Below are 23,996 nucleotides of genomic sequence, written 5' to 3'. Positions count from 1 at the left end.
AGGGGGCGGTGGCGTGCGTGAGGTCGGCGGGCCGTCCGGCACCGCCGGTTGCCGCCGTTTCGGCTGAGCGCGGTTGCGGCGGATTGTGGGGTGGGCTGTTGTGAGGGGGCGGTGGTGGGCTTGAGGTCGGCGGGCCGTGCGGAGTGCGGCACCGCCGGTTGCCGCCGTATCGGCTGAGCGCCGTTGCGGCGGTCGGAGGGGCTAAGGCCCGGTGGTCACTCGGGTGGGTGGGGTGGGTTGATTCGGGTTGCGGCTGTTTGGGGGGCGCCGGTTTCGTCGCCGGTTCGCTTCTCTTCGGTGCCACGGTGCTCGGCCACGACGGTGGACGGCGGTGGTGCCGTGCCGGCCGGACTTCGGGGCAGCAGGTAGGGCCACATGCCGTACCAGCCGCGGGACAGGGTGAAGCCGAAGGCCAGGCAGAGGGCTCCGCCCACCGCGTCCAGCCAGAAGTGGTTGGCCGTGGACACGATCACCAGCAGGGTCGCCGCCGGGTAGAGCAGGCCCAGGACCCGCACCCAGGGCACCGACGCCAGGGCGAAGACGGTCAGGCCGCACCACAGGGACCAGCCGATGTGCATGGACGGCATCGCGGCGTACTGGTTCGACATGTGCTTCAGGTCGCCCGAGGCCATCGACCCCCAGGTGTGGTGGACCGTCACGGTGTCGACGAAGCGGCCGCCGTTCATGAGCCGAGGCGGGGCGAGCGGGAACAGGTAGTAGCCGAGCAGGGCCACCCCCGTCGTCGCGAAGAGGGCGAGGCGGGCCGCCGCGTACCGGCCGGGATGGCTGCGGAAGAGCCACACCAGCACCCCGAGCGTCACCACGAAGTGCAACGTCGCGTAGTAGTAGTTCATGCCGATGATCAGCCAAGTCACCGAGTTCACGGCATGGTTGACCGACTCCTCGACGGCGACGCCCAGCAGGTGCTCGGTACGCCAGATCCAGTCGGCGTTCCGCAGCGCCTGCGCCTTCTGCTCCGGTACCGCGTTGCGGATCAGCGAGTACGTCCAGTAACTCACCGCGATCAGCAGGATCTCGAACCAGAGCCGGGGCCGCCGCGGACTGCGCAGTCTCCCGAGGAGACGCCGTCCGCCCTCGCTCGTGACGGTCCGCGGAAGGGTCTGTTGTTCGCGACCTTCCGGCTGTGTCACGGTCGAGTCACTCATAGGCACAGAGTCTGCCAGAAAAGACGTCTTCGACAGATCATCCCAAGGTCGGGTGCACGACGCATGTTCTACGGCGTGGCGACTACTGCGCAGGTATCGGAGCCCGGTCAGCCCCGGTGGGCGCGCTCCCCCGGAGCCGACGCGGTGGACCCCCGTACCACCAGTTCCGGCATGAAGACGAACTCGCTGTGCGGGGCGGGCGTACCGCCGATCTCCTCCAGCAGCGTGCGCACCGCCGCCTGCCCCATCGCCGGGACCGGCTTGCGGATGGTGGTGAGGGGCGGGTCGGTGAACGCGATCAGCGGGGAGTCGTCGAAGCCGACGACGGAGACGTCCCGGGGGACGTCGAGGCCACGCTGGCGGACCGCCCGTATCGCTCCGAGGGCCATCATGTCGCTGGCGCAGACGATCGCCGTGCAGGAGCGCTCGATCAGCGCCGTGGCGGCCGCCTGACCGCCTTCCAGGGTGTACAGCGAGTGCTGGACGAGATCCCTCTCGACCTCCTCCGCACCAAGCCCCAGCTGGTCCTGCACCGCCCGTACGAAGCCGTCGATCTTGCGCTGCACCGGCACGAACCGCTTCGGGCCGAGGGCGAGGCCGATCCGGGTGTGGCCCAGGGAGACGAGGTGGGTGACGGCGAGCGTCATCGCGGCCCGGTCGTCGGGGGAGATGAACGGCGCCTGCACCTTCGGCGAGAAACCGTCCACCAGGACGTACGGCACGCCCTGCGCCCGCAGCCGCTCGTAGCGCTGCATGTCGGCGGTGGTGTCCGCGTGCAGCCCCGAGACGTAGATGATGCCGGCGACCCCGCGGTCCACCAGCATCTCGGTCAGCTCGTCCTCCGTGGACCCGCCGGGGGTCTGGGTGGCGAGCACGGGGGTGTAGCCCTGCCTGGTCAGCGCCTGCCCGATGACCTGGGCCAGGGCCGGGAATATCGGGTTCTCCAGCTCGGGGGTGATCAGGCCCACCAGGCCCTCGCTGCGCTGGCGCAGCCGTACCGGACGCTCGTAGCCGAGGACGTCCAGGGCGGCGAGCACGGACTGGCGGGTGGTGGCCGCGACGCCCGGCTTCCCGTTCAGGACCCGGCTCACCGTCGCCTCGCTCACCCCCGCCTGCGCTGCGATGTCGGCAAGCCGTGTGGTCACGGCACTGGACTGTACCGGCCGTATGTCCCCTTGCACACCGATCGGGCGCCTGATGCGGCCTGGGGGGCGGCCCGTCCTGGGCTGCTGCGTCATCGCACTCCCTACTGAAACGTGACGGCAAGAGCTTGCAGAGTCTTGCACAAGTGGCCGCCTTACCGCTCTACCGCCGTAAACAAGCGTCTCGTGACGGTCGCCGACAGGTCACGCCCGGATAACTTCGGAGATCTCTTGCACTTTTTTGCTGCAAGGTCTTTCGCAAGCCTTACATCGCTGTTACGTTCCCTGACGCCCGGCCGCCGCAGCAACGGCGCAGTCGGCACGACAGCGGGACGGTGGACGGGACCGCCCCCGCATCACTCGGGCTTAACCCTCAAGGAGAACTCATGCGGCGTGGCATAGCGGCCTCCGCGCTGGTGGCGTCCCTCGCCCTCACGGCGACGGCGTGCGGCGGGAGCGGAAGCGACAGCAAGTCGGACGGCCCGGTCACCATCACCTGGTGGGACACCTCCAACGCCACCAACGAGTCGCCGACCTACAAGGCCTTGGTCAAGCAGTTCGAAGCCGCGAACAAGGACATCAAGGTCAACTACGTCGACGTCCAGTTCGACCAGGCGCAGAACAAGTTCGACACGGCCGCCCAGTCCGGCAAGGGCGCCCCCGACGTGCTGCGCTCCGAGGTCGGCTGGACCCCCGCCTTCGCCAAGGCCGGCTACTTCCTGCCGCTGGACGGCACCGCCGCCCTCGCCGACAAGGACAAGTTCCAGTCCAGCCTGATCACCCAGGCCCAGTACGAGGGCAAGACCTACGGCGTCCCGCTGGTCACCGACACCCTGGCCCTCGTATACAACAAGGCCCTGCTGAAGAAGGCCGGCATCACCGCGGCCCCCACCAGCTGGACCGAGGTCAAGGCCGACGCCGCCAAGATCCAGGACAAGACCGGGACCGCCGGCTACTGGGGCCCCGAGGCCGCGTACTACACGCAGCCCTTCCTCTACGGCGAGGGCACCGACATGGTCGACGCCTCCGCCAAGAAGATCACCATCACCTCGGCGGCGGCCAAGAAGGGCTACCAGACCTGGCTGGACCTCTACTCCGGCAAGGGCCTGCACAAGGCGGACACCACCGCCGACGCCTACGCCCACCGCCAGGACGCCTTCGTCAACGGCAAGGTCGCCATGACCATCGAGGGTCCCTGGGAGATCACCAACTTCTACAAGGGCTCCGCCTTCGGCGACAAGTCCAACCTCGGCATCGCCACCGTCCCGGCCGGCTCCACCGGCAAGGCGGGCGCCCCGACCGGCGGCCACAACCTGTCCATCTACGCGGGCATCGACAAGGCCCACCAGGCAGCGGCCGAGAAGTTCGTCGCCTTCATGACCTCCGCGAAGACCCAGACGGAGATCGCCCTGAAGAACTCCACCCTGCCGACCCGCGCCGACGCCTACACCGCCGAGGTCAAGGCCGACCCGGGCATCGCCGGCTACCAGGCCGTCCTCTCCTCCGCCCAGCCGCGCCCCGCGCTCGCCGAGTACTCCTCCCTGTGGGGCCCGGTCGGCACCGAGCTCACCAAGGTCGCCGGCGGCAAGGAGTCCCTGGACAAGGGCCTGAGCACCGCCGAACTCGGGATCGAGAAGCTCGTCCCCGACTTCAGCAAGTAAGCCCGCGTGGCCGCCGGAGCGCCCTGTTCAGGGGGGAGTGCTCCGGCGGCCGCCGGCCTGTGCCCAGCCCGATCCCGGAAGAACCAGAAGGTGTCGAACCCATGACAGTCGCCATCGACCGCGCGACCGGCCAGCGCCACGGTGACCGCGCGCCCCGCCCAGGGCTGGGCCAGCGGCTGAGGAACAACTACCAGAAGTACTGGTACGCCTACGCGATGACCGCCCCGGTGGCCGTCGTGCTCGGGGCGCTCGTCATCTACCCCCTGGTGTACGGCTTCTACCTGACGCTCACCGACGCCAACAGCCTCAACACCGCCCGCACCATCGGCGTCAACCACATCGACGCCACCTACAAGTTCATCGGCCTGGACAACTACAAGGACATCCTGTTCGGCCCGACGTCCTACGACCGCTTCTGGTCCCACTTCCTGTGGACGATCGTGTGGACCGCGCTCTGCGTCACCCTGCACTACACGATCGGCCTGGGCCTCGCCCTGCTCCTCAACGAGAAGTTCCGCGGCCGCACCTTCTACCGCATGGTCCTGGTGCTCCCCTGGGCGGTCCCCACCTTCGTCACCGTCTTCGGCTGGCGGTTCATGCTCGCCGACGGCGGCATCGTCAACAGCGCCCTGCACTTCCTCCATCTGCCGCAACCCGCCTGGCTGGAGGACACCTTCTGGCAGCGGGCCGCGGCGATCCTCGTCAACACCTGGTGCGGTGTGCCGTTCATGATGCTCTCGCTGCTCGGCGGCCTCCAGGCCATCGACGGCACGCTGTACGAGGCCGCCGAGATGGACGGCGCGAGCGCCTGGCAGCGCTTCCGGTACGTCACCCTGCCGGGCCTGCGGTCCGTCAGCTCCACGGTCGTCCTGCTCGGCATCATCTGGACGTTCAACCAGTTCGCCGTCATCTTCCTGCTGTTCGGCAACACCGCCCCCGACGCGCAGATCCTGGTCACCTGGGCCTACTACCTCGGCTTCGGACAGCAGCCGCGGGACTTCGCCCAGTCCGCCGCCTACGGCATGCTGCTGCTGGCCATCCTGATCGTCTTCACCTCCTTCTACCGGCGCTGGCTCAACCGCAACGACCAGCAGCTCGCGATCTGAGGCAGGAGCTCTCATGAGTACGACCACTGTCCAGACCTCCGCCCAGGTCGCCGAGGAGACCCCCGTGGCCGGCACCCGCCGCGTCCGCGGCCGCGGCGAGCGCGGCCCGCTCGGCACCGCCGTCACCCACGGCGTCCTGGGCGTCGCCAGCCTGGTCGCGTTCTTCCCGGTCGGCTGGCTGATCTTCCTCTCCCTCGGCCCGGACAAGGACGACTACCTGCACCCGAGCGGCATCTGGCACAAGATGACGCTGAGCAACTACTCCTTCGTCCTCCAGCACACCGGCTTCTGGAACTGGTTCAAGACGACGATGATCGTCGTCGGCGGCACCACGGTCATCGGGCTCATCCTCGCCTCGACCACCGGCTACGCGGTCTCCCGGATGCGCTTCCCCGGCTACCGGAAGTTCATGTGGCTGCTCCTGGTCACGCAGATGTTCCCGATCGCCGTCCTCATCGTGCCGATGTACCAGATCCTGTCGGACCTCGGCCTCATCGACAGCTACCTCGGACTGATCCTCGTCTACTGCACCACCGTCGTGCCGTACACGGCCTGGCTGCTCAAGGGCTACTTCGACACGATCCCCTTCGAGATCGACGAGGCCGGCCGCGTCGACGGGCTCTCGCCGTTCGGCACGTTCGCCCGGCTGATCCTGCCGCTGGCCAAGCCGGGGCTCGCGGTCGCCGCGTTCTACAACTTCCTCACCGCGTTCGGCGAGGTCGCCTTCGCCTCCACGTTCATGCTGAGCGACGACAAGTACACCTTCGCGGTGGGGCTGCAGAGCTTCATCAGCGAGCACGACGCGCAGCGGAACCTGATGACGGCGACCGCGGTGCTGATCGCGATACCGGTGGCCGTGTTCTTCTACCTCGTGCAGAAGAACCTGGTGACCGGGCTGACAGCCGGCGGCACGAAGGGGTAACGCCGGTTGCCGAAAAAGCCGCTTCGGCCGTCGTGCTTGTGCGGCGCCGTCGTGGCTGGTCGCGCAGTTCCCCGCGCCCCTTCGGGGCGCTGCCCCTCGGGCGCGGGTTGGCGGTCGTGGTCTCCATCCGACCCCGCTGTGACCACGGCCGCCTCTCACACCACACCCACCTCTGACCCGATGACCGTGTTACGACGCATCAAGGACGCCATGAGCCAGCAGCACTCCGCCGCCGACCCGGCCCCGACCACCACCACCCTCGCCCGACGCCGTGACTGGTGGCGGGACGCGGTGATCTACCAGGTCTACCCGCGCAGCTTCGCCGACAGCAACGGCGACGGGATGGGGGACCTGGCGGGCGTGCGGTCCAGACTCCCGTACCTGCGTGACCTCGGCGTCGACGCGGTGTGGCTCAGCCCCTTCTACGCCTCCCCGCAGGCCGACGCCGGTTACGACGTCGCGGACTACCGGGCCGTCGACCCGATGTTCGGCAACCTGCTCGACGCGGACGCGCTGATCCGGGACGCCCACGAGCTGGGCCTCAGGATCATCGTCGACCTCGTGCCCAACCACTCCTCGGACCAGCACGAGTGGTTCAAGCGGGCGCTGGCGGAGGGCCCCGGCTCGCCGTCCCGGGACCGCTACCACTTCCGCCCCGGCAAGGGCGAGAACGGCGAGCTCCCGCCCAACGACTGGGAGTCCATCTTCGGCGGCCCCGCCTGGACCCGGGTGGCGGACGGCGAGTGGTACCTGCACCTCTTCGCCCCCGAGCAGCCCGACTTCAACTGGGAACACCCGGCCGTCGGCGACGAGTTCCGCTCCATCCTGCGCTTCTGGCTGGACATGGGCGTGGACGGCTTCCGCATCGACGTCGCGCACGGTCTGGTGAAGGCGGCGGGGCTCCCGGACCTCGGCGGCGCCGACCAGCTGAAACTGCTGGGCAACGATGTCATGCCGTTCTTCGACCAGGACGGCGTGCACGAGGTCTACCGCCAGTGGCGGCTGGTCCTCGACGAGTACGCCGGAGAGCGCATCTTCGTCGCCGAGGCCTGGACCCCGACCGTCGAGCGCACCGCCCACTACGTCCGTCCGGACGAACTGCACCAGGCCTTCAACTTCCAGTACCTGAGCACCGAGTGGGACGCCGCCGAGCTCCGCGCGGTCATCGACCGCACGCTGGAGGCGATGCGCCCGGTCGGCGCCCCCGCCACCTGGGTCCTCTCCAACCACGACGTCACCCGGCACGCCACCCGGTTCGCCAACCCGCCGGGACTGGGCACCCAGATCCGGCTGGCCGGCGACCGCGAGCTGGGTCTGCGCCGGGCGCGGGCGGCCACCCTGCTGATGCTGGCGCTGCCCGGTTCCGCCTACGTCTACCAGGGCGAGGAACTCGGCCTCCCCGACGTCGTGGACCTGCCCGACGAGGTCCGCCAGGACCCCGCGTACTTCCGGGGCGCGGGCCAGGACGGGTTCCGCGACGGCTGCCGGGTGCCGATCCCGTGGACGCGCGACGGGTCGTCGTACGGCTTCGGGTCCGGTGGCAGCTGGCTGCCGCAGCCCGCCGGCTGGGGTGAGCTGAGCGTGGAGGCGCAGACGGGGGTGGCCGGTTCCACGCTGGAGCTGTACCGCAGCGCGCTGGCGGTCCGCCGTGCCCAGCCGGACCTGGGCGCGGGCGACGCGGTGGAGTGGCTGCGCGCGCCCGAGGGCGTGCTCGCCTTCCGGCGCGGGGAGTTCGTGTGCGTGGCGAACACCCGCGGGGAGTCCGTCACCGTCCCGGCGTACGGCAGGGTGCTGCTGGCCAGCGGCGAGCTGACCGAGACCGACGGCGAGGCGAGAGTGCCGGCCGACACGACGGTGTGGTGGACGACCGGCTGACGGACCGTCACACAGTAATTTATTGCGGCAACTTCTCGGGGCCCGCTACCCAACTGGGTGGCGGGCCCTTAACATCTGCGCAACCGCAAGGTTTCAGCAAGGTTTCTGCAAGAGCCTTCAATGGTGAAGGAACCCCACATGGCACGTAAGACCCTCTCCACCGCACTGGCGCTGGCCGCCTGTAGCATTGTCATGACCCCGTCCGTCGCGTCGGCCTCCCCGCCCGGCACCAAGGACGTCACCGCCGTCCTCTTCGAGTGGAACTACGGCTCCGTCGCCAAGGAGTGCACCAGCACCCTCGGCCCCGCCGGTTACGGATACGTCCAGGTCTCCCCGCCCGCCGAGCACATACAGGGCTCGCAGTGGTGGACGTCGTACCAGCCGGTGTCGTACAAGATCGCCGGCAGGCTCGGCGACCGCGCGTCCTTCCAGAACATGGTGAACACCTGCCACGCGGCCGGTGTGAAGGTCGTCGTCGACACCGTCATCAACCACATGTCGGCGGGCAGCGGCACCGGCACCGGCGGCTCGTCGTACACGAAGTACGACTACCCGGGCCTCTACTCCTCCTACGACTTCGACGACTGCACCTCGCCCGTCTCGAACTACGCCGACCGCTGGAACGTCCAGCACTGCGAACTCGTCGGCCTGGCCGACCTGGACACCGGCGAGGAGTACGTCCGCAAGACCATCGCCGGCTACCTGAACGACCTGCTGGGTCTGGGTGTCGACGGCTTCCGGATCGACGCGGCCAAGCACATCCCGGCCGAGGACCTCGCCAACATCAAGACCCGGCTGACCAACCCCTCGGTGTACTGGAAGCAGGAGGTCATCTACGGCGCCGGCGAGGCCGTCCAGCCCACCGAGTACACCGGCAACGGGGACGTCCAGGAGTTCCGCTACGCCTACGACCTCAAGCGCGTCTTCAACGACGAGAACCTCGCCTACCTGAAGAACTACGGCGAGGGCTGGGGCTACCTGAGCAGCTCGGTCGCCGGCGTCTTCGTCGACAACCACGACACCGAGCGCAACGGCTCCACCCTGAACTACAAGGACGGCGCGAACTACACCCTCGCCAACGTCTTCATGCTGGCCTACCCGTACGGCGCCCCGGACATCAACTCCGGCTACGAGTGGTCGGACGCCGACGCGGGCCCGCCGAACAACGGTGTCGTGAAGGCCTGCTGGCAGGACGGCTGGAAGTGCCAGCACGCCTGGCCGGAGATCATCCGCATGGTCGCCTTCCACAACGCCGTGCGCGGCCAGGCGATGACGAACTGGTGGGACGACGGCGCCGACGCGATCGCCTTCGGGCGGGGCGCGAAGGGGTACGTCGCCATCAACCACGAGCCGAACTCCCTGACCCGGACCTACCAGACCTCCCTGCCGGCGGGCACGTACTGCAACGTGCAGAACAACACCGCCGTCACGGTGAACTCGAACGGTCAGTTCACGGCCACCCTGGGCTCGGACACCGCGCTGGCGATCTACGCCGGGAAGTCGGCCTGCTGAGCGTCCATCCGCTGCGTCCCGATCACCGACAGCAGCCGCAGCGCCTCCTCGGAACGTGACCCCGGGGTGGCGGTGTAGATCACGACCTGCTGGTCGCGGTCGGTGATGTCCAGGGCGTCGCAGTTGACGGTGACCGGACCCACCACCGGATGCTGGAAGGTCTTGCACAGGGCGGGTTCCGCCGACACGTCGTGGGACTCCCACAGCCGTCTGAACTCCTCGCTCCCGGCCAGGAGTTCGGACACCAGTCCGGTCACCTCGGGCGAGTCGGGGTAGCGGGCGGCGGCGGCCCGCAGCCGCTGTGCCGAGAGCCTGGCGAAGGCGTCCACGTCCGACACCCCGTACAGCCGCTCGCCGGCGTACGGCCCGCTGCCCGCGTCCGGCCCGCCGCCCCTCAGGCGCGGGCCGAGGAAGGCGCGGCGCACGAGGTTGCGTTCCCGTGGCGGCAGCGCGGAGAAGTCCTCCATGAGGGCGGCCGCCAGGTCGTTCCAGGCCAGCACCTCGAAGGTCGCGGACGTCACGAAGGCCGCGGCCTGGGGGAGCCGCCGCAGCAGGTCGAGCAGGCTCTGCCGCACCTCGCGCGCGGGACCGCGCGGCGGCCCCGGCGGAGCCCCGGCGAGATGGTGGAGGTGGGCGCGCTCGGCGTCCGACAACCGCAGGGCCCGCGTCAGCCCGCCCAGCACCTCCCGCGACGGACGCGGCCCCCGTGCCTGTTCGAGCCGCGTGTAGTACTCGGTGGAGATGTACGCGAGCTGCGCCACCTCCTCGCGCCGCAGCCCCGGGGTACGGCGCCGGGGACCACGGGGCAGCCCGACCTCGGCGGGGGAGATCCGCTCCCGTCGGCTGCGCAGGAACGCCGCCAGTTCTTCCCTGTCCACGCCCTCAGTGTGCGCCGCCCGTCCCGCGTCATCCAGGTACTGCCGGTGCCTGGATGTGCCCGGCGGCCCGGCCGCAGGCTCTGAGGCATGGACAACACACTCACCAGGGGCCTGCTGGCCGGCAAGGCCGCCTTCATCAGCGGCGCGGGACGCGGCATCGGCGCGGCGGCGGCCCGGCTCTTCGCCCAGGAGGGCGCCCGGGTCCTGCTCGCGGCCCGCACCGAGGAACAGTTGAAGGCGGTCACGGAGGAGATCAGGGCGGCGGGCGGCACCGCCGAGTACACGGTGTGCGACCTGGCGGACGCGCGGAGCGTCCGCGCCGCCGTCGACCGTACGGTGGAGGTCTACGGCCGCCTCGACGTCGCCTTCAACAACGGCGCCGTCGGGCAGCCGCCGGGCCCGCTGGACGGACTGCCGGAGGCGGACTTCGACCAGGTCACCGCGGTGAACCTGAAGGGTGTCTGGCTGGCCATGGCCGCCCAGGTCGCCGCCATCAGGGCCACCGCCGGCACCGGTGCCATCGTCAACAACTCCTCCGTCGGCAGCCTGCGCGCCAACCCCGTCCTGCCCGTCTACGGCGCCCTCAAGCGCGCCGTCAACAGCCTCACCGAGTCGGCCGCCGCCACCTACGGCCCCGAGGGCATCCGCGTCAACGCCGTCGCCCCCGGCGGCACCCTCACCGAGATGATCCGCGACTGGGACGCGGCCACCCCCGGCGTCATCGCCCGCATCGAGGCCACCAGTCCCCTGGGCCGCATGGCCGACCCGGCCGAGATCGCCGAGGCGGCCGCCTGGCTGCTGAGCGACCGTGCCTCCTTCGTGAACGGCGCGATCCTCCAGGTGGACGGGGGAGCGGGCGCATGAGGAACCGCCACCGGGCAAAGCCCCCGGTGGCGGCCCGCCGGCCGGTTCGCCGGGGCGCTACTTCCAGGTGTCACTGGTCGTGTAGCCCGAGGAGGTGCCGGTCGTGTAGGAGCGGTTCGTGCCCGACTCCCAGGTCACGTTCCCGGACGAGTCCTTCTTGACGTACTTGTACGTGAAGGCCGTGCTCTTCGGGACGATCACCAGCTTGCGCCACGTCGGGTAGGACTCCGAGGAGAGCGGGATCGCGTCGCCGGTGTTCCAGGAGCCGAGGGAGGGGAGGGAGCCGACGACGTAGACGTTGGTGCCGTAGTCGGTCGTGGCGTACTCGTCGAAGGTGACGTCTGTGGCGTCGGTGTTCGCCACGTTCCAGGAGTTGTCGAGGGAGAGCGCCGAAGTGGTGGTGGCCGCCGCCCTGTTCGCGTTGGACTCCCAGGTCACATTGCCTGCGCTGTCCTTCTTTATGTACTTGTACGTGAAGGACGTGTTGATCGGCAAGCTCACCGCGCCGGACCAGATCGGGTATCCGGCGGACGAGAGCCGGACCGCCTTCGAGGTGTCCCAGGCGCCCAGGGCGTCGAGGGAGCCGACCACGTAGACGTCGGTGCCGCTCGTGGTGGACGCGTACTCGTCGAAGGTCGCGGTCACCGTGGAGGTGGAGCCGCTGCCGCCGCCGTCGCAGCCGACCGTGCAGGTGTAGGAGGAGTTGTAGAAGGCGACGGCGCCCTTCGCGGGGATCGTGATGCTCGCGTTGCCGCCGGAGACGGTGACCGTGCTCGCGCCGCCGTCGATCACGTTGGAGTACGTGCCGTCGGCCATGCCCGTCGCGAAGGTGTAGGTGGCCGCCGACGAGCCGTTGTTGACGGCGAAGAAGCCGGCACCGCTGCGGCCGAAGCCGATGACGGAGGACGACTTGGTCGACCAGTCGGACACGGCGGCGCTGCCGACCGCGTTGTGCCAGGCGACCATGCCGACGACGGCGGTGTCGCGGTCGAGGCAGTTCCAGCCGTTGGAACAGTCCGTGTCGGTGACGAAGCCCGCGGAGTTCGGCGGTGCCTGGTCGCTCTGGGTCCACTGCCAGCTGGAGTAGACGGTCGGCGTCGACCACTTGTAGGCGAGCTCGAAGAGGTTGGCGAGCTTGTAGCTGTCGCCGTCCTTGTAGCTCATGTGCAGGCCGTTGCGCTCGGTGTCGTGGTTGGTCACGAAGGACACCGAGTTGGCCGCGGGCAGGATGCCGCTGCTCTCCAGGGAGGAGAGGTCGCTGACGTTGCCCAGGAAGGCCGACTTCAGCTTGCTCGCGTAGGTGAAGTCCAGGACGTCGCCGGAGCCGTAGTAGTCGCTGGGCTGCGGGGTCGAGCCCGGGTAGACCTCGTCGAAGACGTACGGCGCCGCGCCCGACGTGGTGGTGTTCAGCCTGGCGACGACGGCCGCCAGGTCGGCCGCCGGGATGTGCTTCGCCGAGTCCACCCGGAAACCGTCGACGCCCAGGGCGATCTGCTTGTTGAGGAAGGCGGCGAGCCCCGAACGGACCTTGTCCGCGCCGGTCCTGAGGTCGGGCAGGCCGAGCAGTTCGCAGTTCTGGACCTGGGTGAGGTTCGAGTAGTCCTGGATGGTCAGGTCGGAGGTGGGGCAGTCGGCCGAGGTGTGGTAGTCGCTCGGGTCCCAGTCCGGGGTGTCGTACTTGTCGGTGATCGTGGTGCCGTCGTAGCCGGTGCCGGTCTGGGCGGCCGTGTGGTTGATCACCGCGTCGGTGTAGACCTTCACGCCCGCCGCGTGACAGGCGGAGATCATCGACGCGAACTGCGTGGCCGTGCCGAAGCGGCTGTTCAGGGTGTACGAGTAAGGCTGGTAGACGTCCCACCAGTAGTAGCTGGACTGCTTGAGGGACTCGGAGGGCGGGGCGACCTGCACCGCGCCGTACCCGGCCGGGCCGAGGACGTTCGTGCACTCCTTCGCGATCGAGTTCCAGTTCCATTCCCAGAGGTTGGCGATCACATCGCCCTTGGCGGTGGTGTCGGCCTGCGCGGCGGGGGCCGGCAGGGCGATCAGGCCCGCGAGTGCCAGGGCACCCGCGGCGACCGCGCCGGCGCTGCGCCGGAGGACACCCCGGGGGCGGGGTCCGATGGTCATGTGCGGCTCCGAAACAAGGTCCGATACGAACAGGACAGGTTTCAACAACCGGTGAGACTGAGGCAGTTGAGACACCGCGTCAATACGCCCCGTGAAAGTTCTTGCTGTGAGTTTCAAGCCTCTTGCTGTAAACCTTTCGTTAGCGATACGGTCGCGCGGGGTCGGACCCAGGACGGATCCAAGAGAGCCGCTGTCGCTAGGAGTTCATGCCGGTGATACATGTCAGACGGGTCGCGGCCGTCGCCGTCGCCGCCCTCGCCGCCGCGCTGGTGCAGCCAGTCGCCGCACACGCCGCCGCCCCGCCCGCGCCGCCCTCCGACGCGAGACTCGCCGCCGAGCCCGCCCGGCACGACGACACCCGCGAGCAGTTCTACTTCGTCATGCCGGACCGCTTCGCCAACGGGGACAAGAGCAATGACAAGGGAGGCCTGACGGGCTCCCGGCTCTCCACCGGCTACGACCCCACCGACAAGGGCTTCTACCAGGGCGGCGACCTCAAGGGCCTGACCAGACGCCTGGACTACATCAAGGGGCTCGGCACCACCGCCATCTGGATGGCGCCGATCTTCAAGAACAAGCCCGTGCAGGGCACCGGCAGCAACGCCTCCGCGGGCTACCACGGTTACTGGATCACCGACTTCACCCAGGTCGACCCCCACTTCGGGACCAACAAGGACCTGTCGACCCTGATCTCCAAGGCGCACGCCAAGGGGATGAAGGTCTTCTTCGACGTCATCACCAACCACACCGCCGACGTCGTCGACTACCGGGAGAAGTCCTACGACTACCTCTCCAAGGGCGCCTTCCCCTACCTGGCCGAGGACGGGCGGCCCTTCGACGACGCCGACTACGCCGACGGGAAGAAGAAGTTCCCGGCCGTCTCCACCGCCTCCTTCCCGCGCACCCCGGTCGTCACCGGCCGGGAGAAGGTGCCGTCGTGGCTCAACGACCCCACGATGTACCACAACCGGGGCGACTCCACGTTCGCCGGGGAGTCCGCGACCTACGGCGACTTCTCCGGCCTGGACGACCTGTGGACCGAACGGCCCGAGGTCGTGCACGGCATGGAGAAGATCTATGAGCGCTGGGTCAAGGACTTCGCCATCGACGGCTTCCGGATCGACACCGTGAAGAACGTCGACATGGCGTTCTGGACCCAGTGGGCGACCGCACTCGACACGTACGCGGCGGCTCACGGCCGGAAGAACTTCTTCATGTTCGGCGAGACGTACTCCGCCGACACGTCCGTCACGTCTCCCTACGTCACCCAGGGGCGCCTGGACGCCACCCTCGACTTCCCCTTCCAGGACGCGGCCCGCTCCTACGCCTCCCAGGGCGGCAGCGCCCAGAAGCTGGCCGGCGTCTTCGGCGACGACTACAAGTACACGACCGACAAGGCCAACGCCTACGAGCAGGTCACCTTCCTCGGCAACCACGACATGGGCCGCATCGGGTACTTCCTGAAGCAGGACAACCCCAAGGCCACGGACGCCGAACTGCTCGCCAAGGACAGGCTCGCCAACGAGGTGATGTTCCTCAGCCGCGGCAACCCGGTCGTCTACTACGGCGACGAACAGGGCTTCACCGGCTCGGGCGGCGACAAGGACGCCCGGCAGACGATGTTCGCCTCCAAGGTCGCCGACTACCTGGACGACGACGAGATCGGCACCGACCGCACCGCCGCCAGTGACTCCTACGACACCGGCGCACCGCTCTACCAGCAGATCAGCGCTCTCGGAAAGCTCCGCAAGGACAACCCGGCCCTCGCCGACGGCGTCCAGACCGAGCGCTACGCCGCCGACGGCGCCGGCGTCTACGCGTTCACCCGGACGGACGCGAAGACCGGCCAGGAGTACGTCGTCGCCTTCAACAACGCCGGCACGGCGAAGACGGCGACCTTCCCCACCGGCTCCGCCGGCATGCGCTACCGCGCGCTCTACGGCACCACCGGCACCCTCACCTCCGGCCAGGACCACGGCGTCACCGTCACCGTCCCCGCCGAGTCCGCCGTCGTGTACAAGGCCGCGGGCCCCCTCGCCCGGCCCGCCACCGCCCCCGCCCTGACCCTCGCCGCCCCGGCCGCCGGCGCCAGCGGCACCGTCGACCTCACCGCGGCCGTCACCGGCGGACAGCTCGACCGGGTCGTCTTCGCCGCCCAGGTCGGCAACGGGAAGTGGACGGTCCTCGGCTCCGCCGACCACGCCCCCTACAAGGTCACCCAGACCCTCGCCGCGGACGTCGCGGCCGGCACCCCGCTGCGCTACAAGGCGGTCGTCGTCGACTCGGCCGGGCACACGAGCAGCGCGCTCGCCGAGAGCACCTCCGGCACCCCGCCCGCCGCCGAGCCCCCCACCGCCTCCTCCCGCGACTACGCGATCGTCCACTACCGGCGCACCGACGGCGACTACGCCGACTGGAACCTGTACGCCTGGGGCGACCTCGCCGACGGCGAGGCCACCACCTGGCCCGCGGGCCACCCCTTCACCGGCCGCGACGCCTATGGCGCCTTCGCCTGGGTCAAGCTGAAGCCCGGCGCCTCGAACGTCGGCTTCCTCGTCGTCGACAAGGACGGCAACAAGGACGTCTCCGCCGACCGCTCCATCGACGTCACCAAGACGGGCGAGGTCTGGATCGAGCAGGGGAAGACCGACGTCCTCACCCAGAAGCCGACCGCCGACTACCCTCCGCAGGACACCACCGAGGCCGTCATCCACTACCACCGGGCCGACGGGAACTACGACGGCTGGGGCCTGCACGTCTGGACCGGCGCGGCGAACCCCACCGACTGGTCGAACCCGCTGAAGCCGGTGAAGACTGACGCCTATGGCGCGGTCTTCGAGGTACCGCTCACCAACGGTGCCACCGGTCTCAGCTACATCATCCACAACGGCGACGCGAAGGACCTGCCCGCCGACCAGTCCCTCGACCTCACATCCGACGGCTACGAGGTGTGGCTGTTGAACGGCCAGGAGAAGCACCTGCTCCCGCAGCCCGCCGGCAGCGCGGCCGCGCTCGACCTGACCACGTCCAAGGCGGTCTGGATCGACCGGGACACGGTCGCCTGGGACGGCGTCGACGGTGCCGCCTCGACCCAGCTCCTGTACTCCCACGACGGTTCGATCGCCGTCAAGGACGGGACGCTCACCAGCGACGACGAGCGCTGGCTGCGGCTGACGAGGACCACGCTCACCGACGCCCAGAAGGCCAGGTTCCCGTACCTGAAGGACTACACCGCCTGGTCGGTCGACCCGCGCGACCGCGCCCGGGTGCGCGAGTCGCTCAGCGGGCAGCTCGTCGCCTCCCAGCGGGCCGCGAACGGCGCGGTACTGGCCGCGACCGGTGTGCAGATCGCCGGTGTCCTGGACGACGTGTACGCGACGGCGACCAGGGCGGCCCTCGGCCCGGTCTTCCACCACGGCAAGCCGACCCTCTCGGTCTGGGCGCCGACCGCGCAGAGCGTCGCCCTCGAACTCGACGGCTCGCTCAGGCCGATGCACCGCGACCCCGCCACCGGCGTCTGGTCCGTCACCGGCCCCGCCTCCTGGAAGAACAAGCCCTACCGGTACGTCGTGAAGGTCTGGGCGCCGAGCGTCCGGAAGATCGTGACCAACAAGGTCACCGACCCCTACTCGGTCGCCCTCACCGCGAACTCCGGGCGCAGCCTCGTCGTCGACCTGGACGACCGGTCCCTCGCACCGGGCGGCTGGTCGACCTACCCCAAGCCGAAGGCCGTACCCCTGAAGGACGCGCAGATCCAGGAGCTGCACGTGCGGGACTTCTCGGTGGCGGACGCCACGGTCCCGGCCGCGCACCGGGGCACCTACCTGGCCTTCACCGACCAGGGCAGTGACGGCACCGAGCACCTCAAGGCCCTCGCGCGGTCCGGCACGTCCTACGTCCACCTGCTCCCGGTCTTCGACTTCGCCACCGTCCCCGAGAAGAAGGCCGACCAGGCCACCCCCGGCTGCGACCTCTCCTCCTACCCGGCCGACTCCGACCAGCAGCAGGCGTGCGTGGCGAAGACCGCCGCCACCGACGCCTACAACTGGGGTTACGACCCGTACCACTTCACCGTCCCCGAGGGGTCGTACGCCACCGACCCGGACGGCACCGCGCGCACCGTGCAGTTCCGCCGGATGGTGAAGTCCCTCAACCAGGACGGCCTGCGGGTCGTCATGGACGTCGTCTACAACCACACGGCGGCCGCCGGCCAGGCGGACACCTCCGTCCTCGACCGGATCGTGCCCGGCTACTACCAGCGGCTGCTCGCCGACGGCAGCGTCGCCACCAGCACCTGCTGCGCCAACACCGCGCCCGAGAACGCCATGATGGGCAAGCTGGTGGTGGACTCGGTCGTCACCTGGGCCAAGGAGTACAAGGTCGACGGCTTCCGGTTCGACCTGATGGGCCACCACCCGAAGGCCAACATCCTGGCGGTCAGGAAGGCGCTCGACGCGCTGACCCCGCAGAAGGACGGCGTCGACGGCAAGAAGATCATCCTCTACGGGGAGGGCTGGAACTTCGGCGAGGTCGCCGACGACGCCCGGTTCGTGCAGGCCACCCAGAAGAACATGGCCGGCACCGGTGTCGCCACCTTCTCCGACCGCGCCCGCGACGCCGTCCGCGGCGGCAGCCCCTTCGACGGCGACCCCGGCGTCCAGGGCTTCGCCTCCGGGCTCTACACCGACCCCAACTCCTCGACGGCCAACGGCACCGAGGCCGAGCAGAAGGCACGGCTGCTGCACTACCAGGACCTGATCAAGGTCGGCCTGACCGGCAACCTCGCGCGGTACCGGTTCACCGACGACGACGGCAGGCAGGTCACCGGCGCCGAGGTCGACTACAACGGCTCGCCCGCCGGTTACGCGGACGCGCCGGGCGACGCCCTCGCCTACGTCGACGCCCACGACAACGAGTCGCTGTTCGACGCGCTCACCTACAAGCTGCCGAAGGACACCTCCGCGTCCGACCGGGCCCGGATGCAGGTGCTGGCGATGGCCACCGCCACCCTCTCGCAGGGCCCCTCGCTCTCCCAGGCGGGCACGGACCTGCTGCGCTCCAAGTCCCTGGACCGCAACTCCTTCGACAGCGGCGACTGGTTCAACGCCATCCACTGGAACTGCGCCGACGGCAACGGCTTCGGGCGCGGGCTGCCGCCGGCCGCCGACAACGCGTCCAAGTGGCCCTATGCGAAGCCCCTGCTGAGTTCGGTGCGGGTCGGCTGCGGGCAGATCCGGGGGACCTCGGCCGCGTACCGCGATCTGCTGAGGATCCGTACGACCGAGAGCGTGTTCTCCCTGGACACCGCCGGCCAGGTGCAGTCGAAGCTCTCCTTCCCGCTGTCGGGCAAGGACGAGACCCCCGGGGTGATCACCATGGAACTCGGTGACCTGGTCGTCGTGTTCAACGCGACGCCGGGGCAGCAGGAGCAGCGGGTGGCGGCACTGGCCGGCACCGGTTACCGGCTGCACCCGGTGCAGGCGTCCGGCGCGGATTCCGTCGTCAAGCACGCTTCCTACGCGCAAAAGACGGGTACCTTCTCCGTTCCGGGACGGACGGTGGCGGTGTTCTCCCGGACCACGTGAGAGTGGCGTTACGTTGGTGGGGCAGGCCCGTCACCGGGCACTGCCCCACCGGTGTATTCCAGGGGCTGGGGACATGGACGTCGACGGCAGGCTGACAGAGACGACCGTGCTGGTCGTGGACGACGCGTCCGCGAGCCGGTACGCCATCGGCACCGTGCTGCGCCGGGCCGGTCACGAGGTCGTCGCGGTCGCGCGCGGCCAGGAGGCGCTCGGCGAACTCGACGTACGGCTGCGCAAGGGCACCCTGCCCGACGTGGTCCTCGTGGACGCGCAGCTGCCGGACATGAGCGGTGTCGAACTGTGCCGCCGGCTCAGGGAACGACCGCACATGGCCGCTCTGCCCGTCGTGCACTTCTCCGCCCGCCCCGTCGCCCCGGGGGACCGCTGCCCGGGCCTGGACACGGGCACCGAGGCGTACCTGACGGTGCCCGCCGAACCCGCGACCATCGACGCCGCGGTCCGGACCGCGGTGCGCGCCGCCCGGCTCCGCGCCGACGACCAGGCGCTGGTACGACGGCTCCGGCAGCTCTCGGAGACGATCGTCACCATCCAGTCGGCCCGCTCCCTCCAGGAGCTGGCCGACGCCGCCGCGGACGGCGCCGCCCGGCTCCTCGGCTGCCCCGCCGCCGTCTTCTTCCTCGACCAGAACGAGAAGCTGTACCGCGGCCTGTACCGGGAGCGCACCTCCCTCGCGCTGCCGGACGAGAGCGCCCACCGGGACGTGGCCGAGCTGCTGAAGCGGCTCACCCGGAACCAGTCCGGGGTCCGGATCACCACCGTGCCGGCGCCGCAGTGGCCCGCCGGGTTCTTCCGGCCCGGGGTGCAGCACGACGCCCGGCTGACGCTGCTGCTCACCCAGGACGGCAAGGTGCCGGTGTGCCTGGCCACGCCCACCCGCGGGCAGCGCCGGATCAGCCCCGAGAACGAGGCGCTGCTCGCCCAGCTGGCCCAGGCCACCGCGCTGGTCGCCGAGCCGCTGCTCATGTACCAGGTCGAGCGGCACGTCGCGCTCACCCTCCAGCACAGCTTCCTGCCCCGCCCGCACCAGCTGCCCGAACTGCCCGGCGTCGACATAGCGGTGCGGTACGAGCCCGCGTCCCGGGAGACGGAGATCGGCGGCGACTTCTACGCGGCCCTGCGCGTCGGCGACCAGGTGCTCACCGCGGTCGGGGACGTGGTGGGGCACTCACTGGAAGCGGCCACCGTCATGGTCGAACTCCGGCACGCGCTGCGCGCCTACTGCCTCGCGGAGAGCGACCCGGCCGCACTCGCCGACCGGCTCGACCGGCTGCTCCAGCACTACCACGCCGACGTCACGGCCACCGTCTGCCTGGCCCTGATCGACCCGGGGACCGGGCGCACCCGCGTCGCCAACGCCGGGCACATCCCGCCGCTGATACTCGGCGACGACGGCAGCGCCGAGTACGTCAAGGCGGCCGGTCCGCTGCTCGGGGTGGGCCTGCCGCACCCGCCGCCGACCGAACTGGTGCTCGCCCCCGCCGACCGGCTCCTCATGGTCACCGACGGGCTGATCGAGACCCGTGGCGTCGACATCGCGGTCTCCATGGAACAGCTCAGGGCCGCCGCCGTCGGCGCCCTGCCCGGCCTGGACGCCCTGTGCGACACCCTCCTCACCAGCTTCGGCCGCGACCGCGAGGACGACGTCGCCCTGCTGGCGCTGCGCCTCACCGGCTGAGGCCTTTCGCGGCGCACCCGATTAAGGGCAAGAGAAAATAGTACGCTGGTAACTCGTGCTCAATTTAATCGCGCTCCATTCGGCGTGCGCCTCTATTGCGCCGGATTGCGCCGGACATGGCCGTCATAACACCGTGCGCTCGCTGAATAGGGTGAGTTCCGCCGACCGCGTATTGTGCATTTCTTCTTACTGGCCGCATATTCCCTTCAGCGGTTCTCACCGTCGGGAGGGACACGCATGACGAGCCACGCAACCGAAGTCGACCTCGAAAGTCTGCTGAGCCGGGCGTTGGAGGACACCGGGACGAGCGCACGCTGGACGACCGACACGGACGAGATGTGGTGCCGCCTCACCCACCAGAGCGGTATGCACCGCCGGCAGGGCTGGAAACTCCACGTCTCCGCGACGGCCGCCTCCGCCCCGGACGTTCTCGTCAAAGCCCTTGCCGTGCTGCTGCACGAAGAGGCGACATTCAAGTTCGTCCGGTCGCTGAAGCAGGTGAGCGCACTCAACTCCCGGGCCACCCCGCGGGGAAACTCGGGAAAGTTCATCACCGTCTACCCGCCTTCCGACGGCGCCGCCGCGCGAATAGCGCTCGCACTCCACAGGGCCACGGCCGGACTCGCCGGCCCCCGGATCCTGTCCGACCAGCCCTACGCCCCGAACAGCCTGGTGCACTACCGTTACGGCGCCTTCGTCGGCCGGCGGCGGCTCTCGGAACAGGGCCTGCTGGTGTGGTTCATCGAGGACCCGGACGGCAATCCCGTGGAGGACAAGCGCACCGGGCAGTACGCGCCACCCCCGTGGGCCGTCAGCCCGTTCCCCGCCTCCGTACCGCTGCCGCCGCAGCAGCAGAGGACGGCCAGGCGACCGGTGCTGCTCGGCGGCCGGTTCTCGGTACGGGAAGCGATCCGGCACACCAACAAGGGCGGGGTCTACCGGGGCACCGACGTCACCACCGGCGCACCCGTGGTGATCAAGGAGGCCCGGCCGCACGTCGAGGGCGACGCGTCCGGCTCCGACGTCCGCGACTGGCTGCGCGCCGAGGCCAGGACGCTGGAGAAGCTCAAGGGCACCGGACTGGCACCGGAGCCGCTCGCGATGTTCGAGACGGGCGGGCACCTCTTCCTCGCCCAGGAGGAAGTGCCGGGCGTGCCGCTGCGCACCTGGGTCGCCGAGCGTTTCCGTGACGTCGGCGGCGCACGCTACCGGACGGACGCGCTCGTCCAGGCCGGGCGGCTGGTGGAGCTGGTCGCCGCGGCCCACGCCCACGGCTGCGTGCTCAGGGACTTCACCCCGGGCAACGTCATGGTCCGCCCCGACGGGGAGCTGCGCCTCATCGACCTGGAGCTGGCCGTCCTGAAGGACGACGCCCCGCTCCCCACCACCGTGGGGACGCCCGGCTTCAGCGCCCCCGAGCGCCTGGTGGGCGCGCCCGTCTCCCCGACGGCCGACTACTACAGCCTCGGCGCGACCGTCTGCTTCGTGCTCGCCGGGAAGGTGCCGAACCTGCTGCCGGAGGAACCGGACACCAGGCCCGCCGAGCAGCGGTTCGCCGAATGGCTGACGGCCTGTGACGAAACGCTTCACCTCCCGGCCGGCGTACCCGAAACGATCCTCGGGCTGACCCGCGACGACCCGGCCAACCGCTGGACCCCCACGAGGGCCCGCACCACCCTCACCCCGCCGAAACCGACACCTCCGGCACACCCCCCGACCACACCGGCCTCCGCGACCACCGACCGACCGAAACCGGAACAACAGGCACCCCCCACGACCCGACCGCCCCACCCAGCCGCCGCACCGGACTCCTCGGCCGGACCGGACCCTGCGACCGGACCGGCGCACTCCTCGGCCGGATCGGACCCCGCGGCGGGGCCGGACCCTGCGGCGGGGCCGGACCCTGCGGCGGGGCCGGCCCACCCCGCCGCCGGATCGGACTTCGCGGCCCGACCTGACTCCTCGGCTGCACCGACGCTCCCCGCCGCCGTACCGGAGTTCGCGGTCCGGTCGGGGCGGAGTGAGGGGCTGGATGTTGCGGTGCAGGTGGCGATCGCCGGGATGGTGGACCATCTCGTCGACACCATGAACCCGGCCGACGACCGGCGGCTGTGGCCGGTGTCCACGTTGGCCGGCGAGACCGACCCCTGCACCGTGCAGCAGGGCGCGGCAGGCGTCCTGGCGGTCCTGACCCGGTACTTCGAGCTCACCGGCGACCCCCGCCTGCCCGACCTGATCTCCACCGCGGGCAACTGGATCGTCGCCCGTACCGGTACCCGTGCCATCCGTCCCGGCCTGCACTTCGGCGGCCGCGGCATCGCCTGGGCGCTGTACGACGCCGGACGCGCCGTCGACGACCGCGCGCTCACCGACCACGCGCTCGCCCTGGCCCTGGCCCCGCTGGAGCCGACCCCCAGCCACGACATCACCCACGGCTGCGCGGGCAGTGGACTGGCCGCCGCCCACCTCTGGCACCGCACCGGCGACCCGCGCCTGGCCGCGCTGGTCGTCGAAGCGGCCGACCGGCTGGCCGCCGCCGCACAACCCGAACCGTCCGGCGTGAGCTGGCCGGTCCCCGCGGAAGCGGTCGTCGAGGAGGCCGGCAAACGCTACCTGGGCTTCGCCCACGGGACGGCGGGCATCGGCTGCTTCCTGCTCGCCGCCGCGGCCGTCTCCGAGCGGCCGGAACACCTGGAACTCGCCCTGGCCGCGGGAGAGCACCTGGTCGCCAACGCCGTGCTGGTCGGCCGGGCGGCCCAGTGGCCGGCCCAGGCCACGGACCCGCCCACGGCCCCGTACTGGTGCCACGGTTCCGCCGGCATCGGCTCCTTCCTCGTCCGGCTCTGGCAGCGGACCGGGGACAAACGATTCGGCGATCTCGCCCGCGGCGCCGCGGGCGCCGTCGTGGAGCGCGCCTCACGCGCCGCCCTCGCCCAGTGCCACGGGCTGGCGGGCAACGGCGACTTCCTCCTCGACCTGGCCGACGCCACCGGGGACCCCGAACACCGGGCGGCGGCCGCGTACCTGGCCCGCCTCATCGTCTCCGAACGCGCTCACCGCGACCGCCACGTCGTCTTCCCCAACGAATACGGGGACGTCTCGACGAGCTGGAGCGACGGCTCCGCCGGAATCCTGGCGTTCCTCCTGAGGACCCGCCACCCGGACTCCCGGCCCACAGACTCCCGGCACTGGTACGTCCAGCAGCCGGGATGAGCGACAGGGACCCACCTGCCGCAACCGCTCACAGAAGGAGAAAGTCATGGAGAACCAGGCCCTCGAGCTGCTGGCCGAACTGCACGCCCTTCCGGAGACGGACCCGGTCGACTTCGACGGAGCGTCCTTCTCGGGCACCTGCGCGTGCGTCGGCCTGCTGACGCTGCTCAACACCGTCTGCGTGGGCATCAGCTGCGCCTAGCCGACACACTCCGGCCGGTGGCCGCCCTCGGGCGGCCCCCGCCCGGA

At 70.2% G+C, this 23,996-nt stretch carries 14 protein-coding genes; 10 read left to right on the top strand and 4 right to left on the bottom strand.

The genetic code is table 11. From position 1 onward, the window contains the following. Nucleotides 1–215: 215 nt before the first annotated feature. A complete protein-coding gene (locus AB0G52_RS17120) occupies nt 216–1,166 on the bottom strand; it encodes a phosphatase PAP2 family protein (protein WP_361337130.1) in 951 nt (316 codons plus the stop codon). Between the two features lie 107 nt (nt 1,167–1,273). Beyond that, the gene (locus AB0G52_RS17115) at nt 1,274–2,311 is read right to left on the bottom strand and encodes a LacI family DNA-binding transcriptional regulator (RefSeq protein WP_132886408.1); all 1,038 of its coding nucleotides are present in this window, start codon (nt 2,309–2,311) and stop codon (nt 1,274–1,276) included. 383 nt (nt 2,312–2,694) lie between these two features. On the opposite strand from AB0G52_RS17115, the gene AB0G52_RS17110 reads away from it, so the two are divergent. The 5 genes from AB0G52_RS17110 to AB0G52_RS17090 all read left to right on the top strand — a co-directional run bounded on the left by AB0G52_RS17110 (nt 2,695) and on the right by AB0G52_RS17090 (nt 9,384). Continuing rightward, nucleotides 2,695–3,969 (top strand): extracellular solute-binding protein, encoded by a 1,275-nt coding sequence (locus AB0G52_RS17110; RefSeq protein WP_132886407.1) that lies wholly within the window; start codon nt 2,695–2,697, stop codon nt 3,967–3,969. A 101-nt stretch (nt 3,970–4,070) separates the two neighbouring features. After that, complete coding sequence (locus tag AB0G52_RS17105) at nt 4,071–5,075, top strand: sugar ABC transporter permease (RefSeq protein ID WP_132886406.1); 1,005 nt, start codon at nt 4,071–4,073, stop codon at nt 5,073–5,075. A 13-nt stretch (nt 5,076–5,088) separates the two neighbouring features. Beyond that, nucleotides 5,089–5,997: a carbohydrate ABC transporter permease gene (locus tag AB0G52_RS17100; protein WP_132886405.1), complete on the top strand. Its 909-nt coding sequence runs from the start codon at nt 5,089–5,091 to the stop codon at nt 5,995–5,997. A 210-nt stretch (nt 5,998–6,207) separates the two neighbouring features. Beyond that, nucleotides 6,208–7,872 carry a glycoside hydrolase family 13 protein gene (locus AB0G52_RS17095; RefSeq protein ID WP_361337264.1) on the top strand — a complete coding sequence of 555 codons (1,665 nt, stop codon included), beginning with the start codon at nt 6,208–6,210 and terminating at the stop codon, nt 7,870–7,872. 138 nt (nt 7,873–8,010) lie between these two features. Further along, nucleotides 8,011–9,384 (top strand): alpha-amylase family protein, encoded by a 1,374-nt coding sequence (locus AB0G52_RS17090; protein ID WP_207921606.1) that lies wholly within the window; start codon nt 8,011–8,013, stop codon nt 9,382–9,384. Here the strand turns inward: AB0G52_RS17090 and AB0G52_RS17085 are convergent. Further along, nucleotides 9,360–10,262, bottom strand: a complete 903-nt coding sequence (locus AB0G52_RS17085) for a helix-turn-helix domain-containing protein (RefSeq protein WP_132886404.1) — start codon at nt 10,260–10,262, stop codon at nt 9,360–9,362. The genes AB0G52_RS17090 and AB0G52_RS17085 overlap by 25 nt on opposite strands. Before the next feature lie 87 nt (nt 10,263–10,349). Between AB0G52_RS17085 and AB0G52_RS17080 the strand changes: the two genes are divergently transcribed. Further along, complete coding sequence (locus AB0G52_RS17080) at nt 10,350–11,126, top strand: glucose 1-dehydrogenase (protein WP_132886403.1); 777 nt, start codon at nt 10,350–10,352, stop codon at nt 11,124–11,126. Nucleotides 11,127–11,183: 57 nt separating this feature from the next. On the opposite strand, the gene AB0G52_RS17075 is transcribed toward AB0G52_RS17080, so the two are convergent. Next, nucleotides 11,184–13,253 carry a carbohydrate-binding module family 20 domain-containing protein gene (locus AB0G52_RS17075; protein ID WP_361337126.1) on the bottom strand — a complete coding sequence of 690 codons (2,070 nt, stop codon included), beginning with the start codon at nt 13,251–13,253 and terminating at the stop codon, nt 11,184–11,186. Between the two features lie 212 nt (nt 13,254–13,465). On the opposite strand from AB0G52_RS17075, the gene pulA reads away from it, so the two are divergent. From pulA to AB0G52_RS17055, 4 genes are all read left to right on the top strand, one after another. Further along, the gene (gene pulA / locus AB0G52_RS17070; RefSeq protein ID WP_361337124.1) at nt 13,466–18,838 is read left to right on the top strand and encodes a pullulanase-type alpha-1,6-glucosidase; all 5,373 of its coding nucleotides are present in this window, start codon (nt 13,466–13,468) and stop codon (nt 18,836–18,838) included. Between the two features lie 73 nt (nt 18,839–18,911). Then, nucleotides 18,912–20,534, top strand: coding sequence for a fused response regulator/phosphatase (locus AB0G52_RS17065; protein ID WP_132886400.1), 1,623 nt, complete (start codon nt 18,912–18,914; stop codon nt 20,532–20,534). 237 nt (nt 20,535–20,771) lie between these two features. Continuing rightward, on the top strand, nt 20,772–23,747 hold the full coding sequence (lanL, locus tag AB0G52_RS17060; protein ID WP_361337122.1) for a class IV lanthionine synthetase LanL: 2,976 nt from the start codon (nt 20,772–20,774) through the stop codon (nt 23,745–23,747). A 46-nt stretch (nt 23,748–23,793) separates the two neighbouring features. Further along, complete coding sequence (locus AB0G52_RS17055; RefSeq protein ID WP_165939227.1) at nt 23,794–23,949, top strand: VenA family class IV lanthipeptide; 156 nt, start codon at nt 23,794–23,796, stop codon at nt 23,947–23,949. Nucleotides 23,950–23,996 lie beyond the last annotated feature (47 nt).

The sequence above is a fragment of the Streptomyces sp. NPDC021562 genome, assembly GCF_040640875.1.
Classification (GTDB): Bacteria; Actinomycetota; Actinomycetes; order Streptomycetales; family Streptomycetaceae; genus Streptomyces.
The sequence above is the reverse complement of the archived record's forward strand: the minus strand, read 5'-3'. Positions and strand labels throughout refer to the sequence as shown.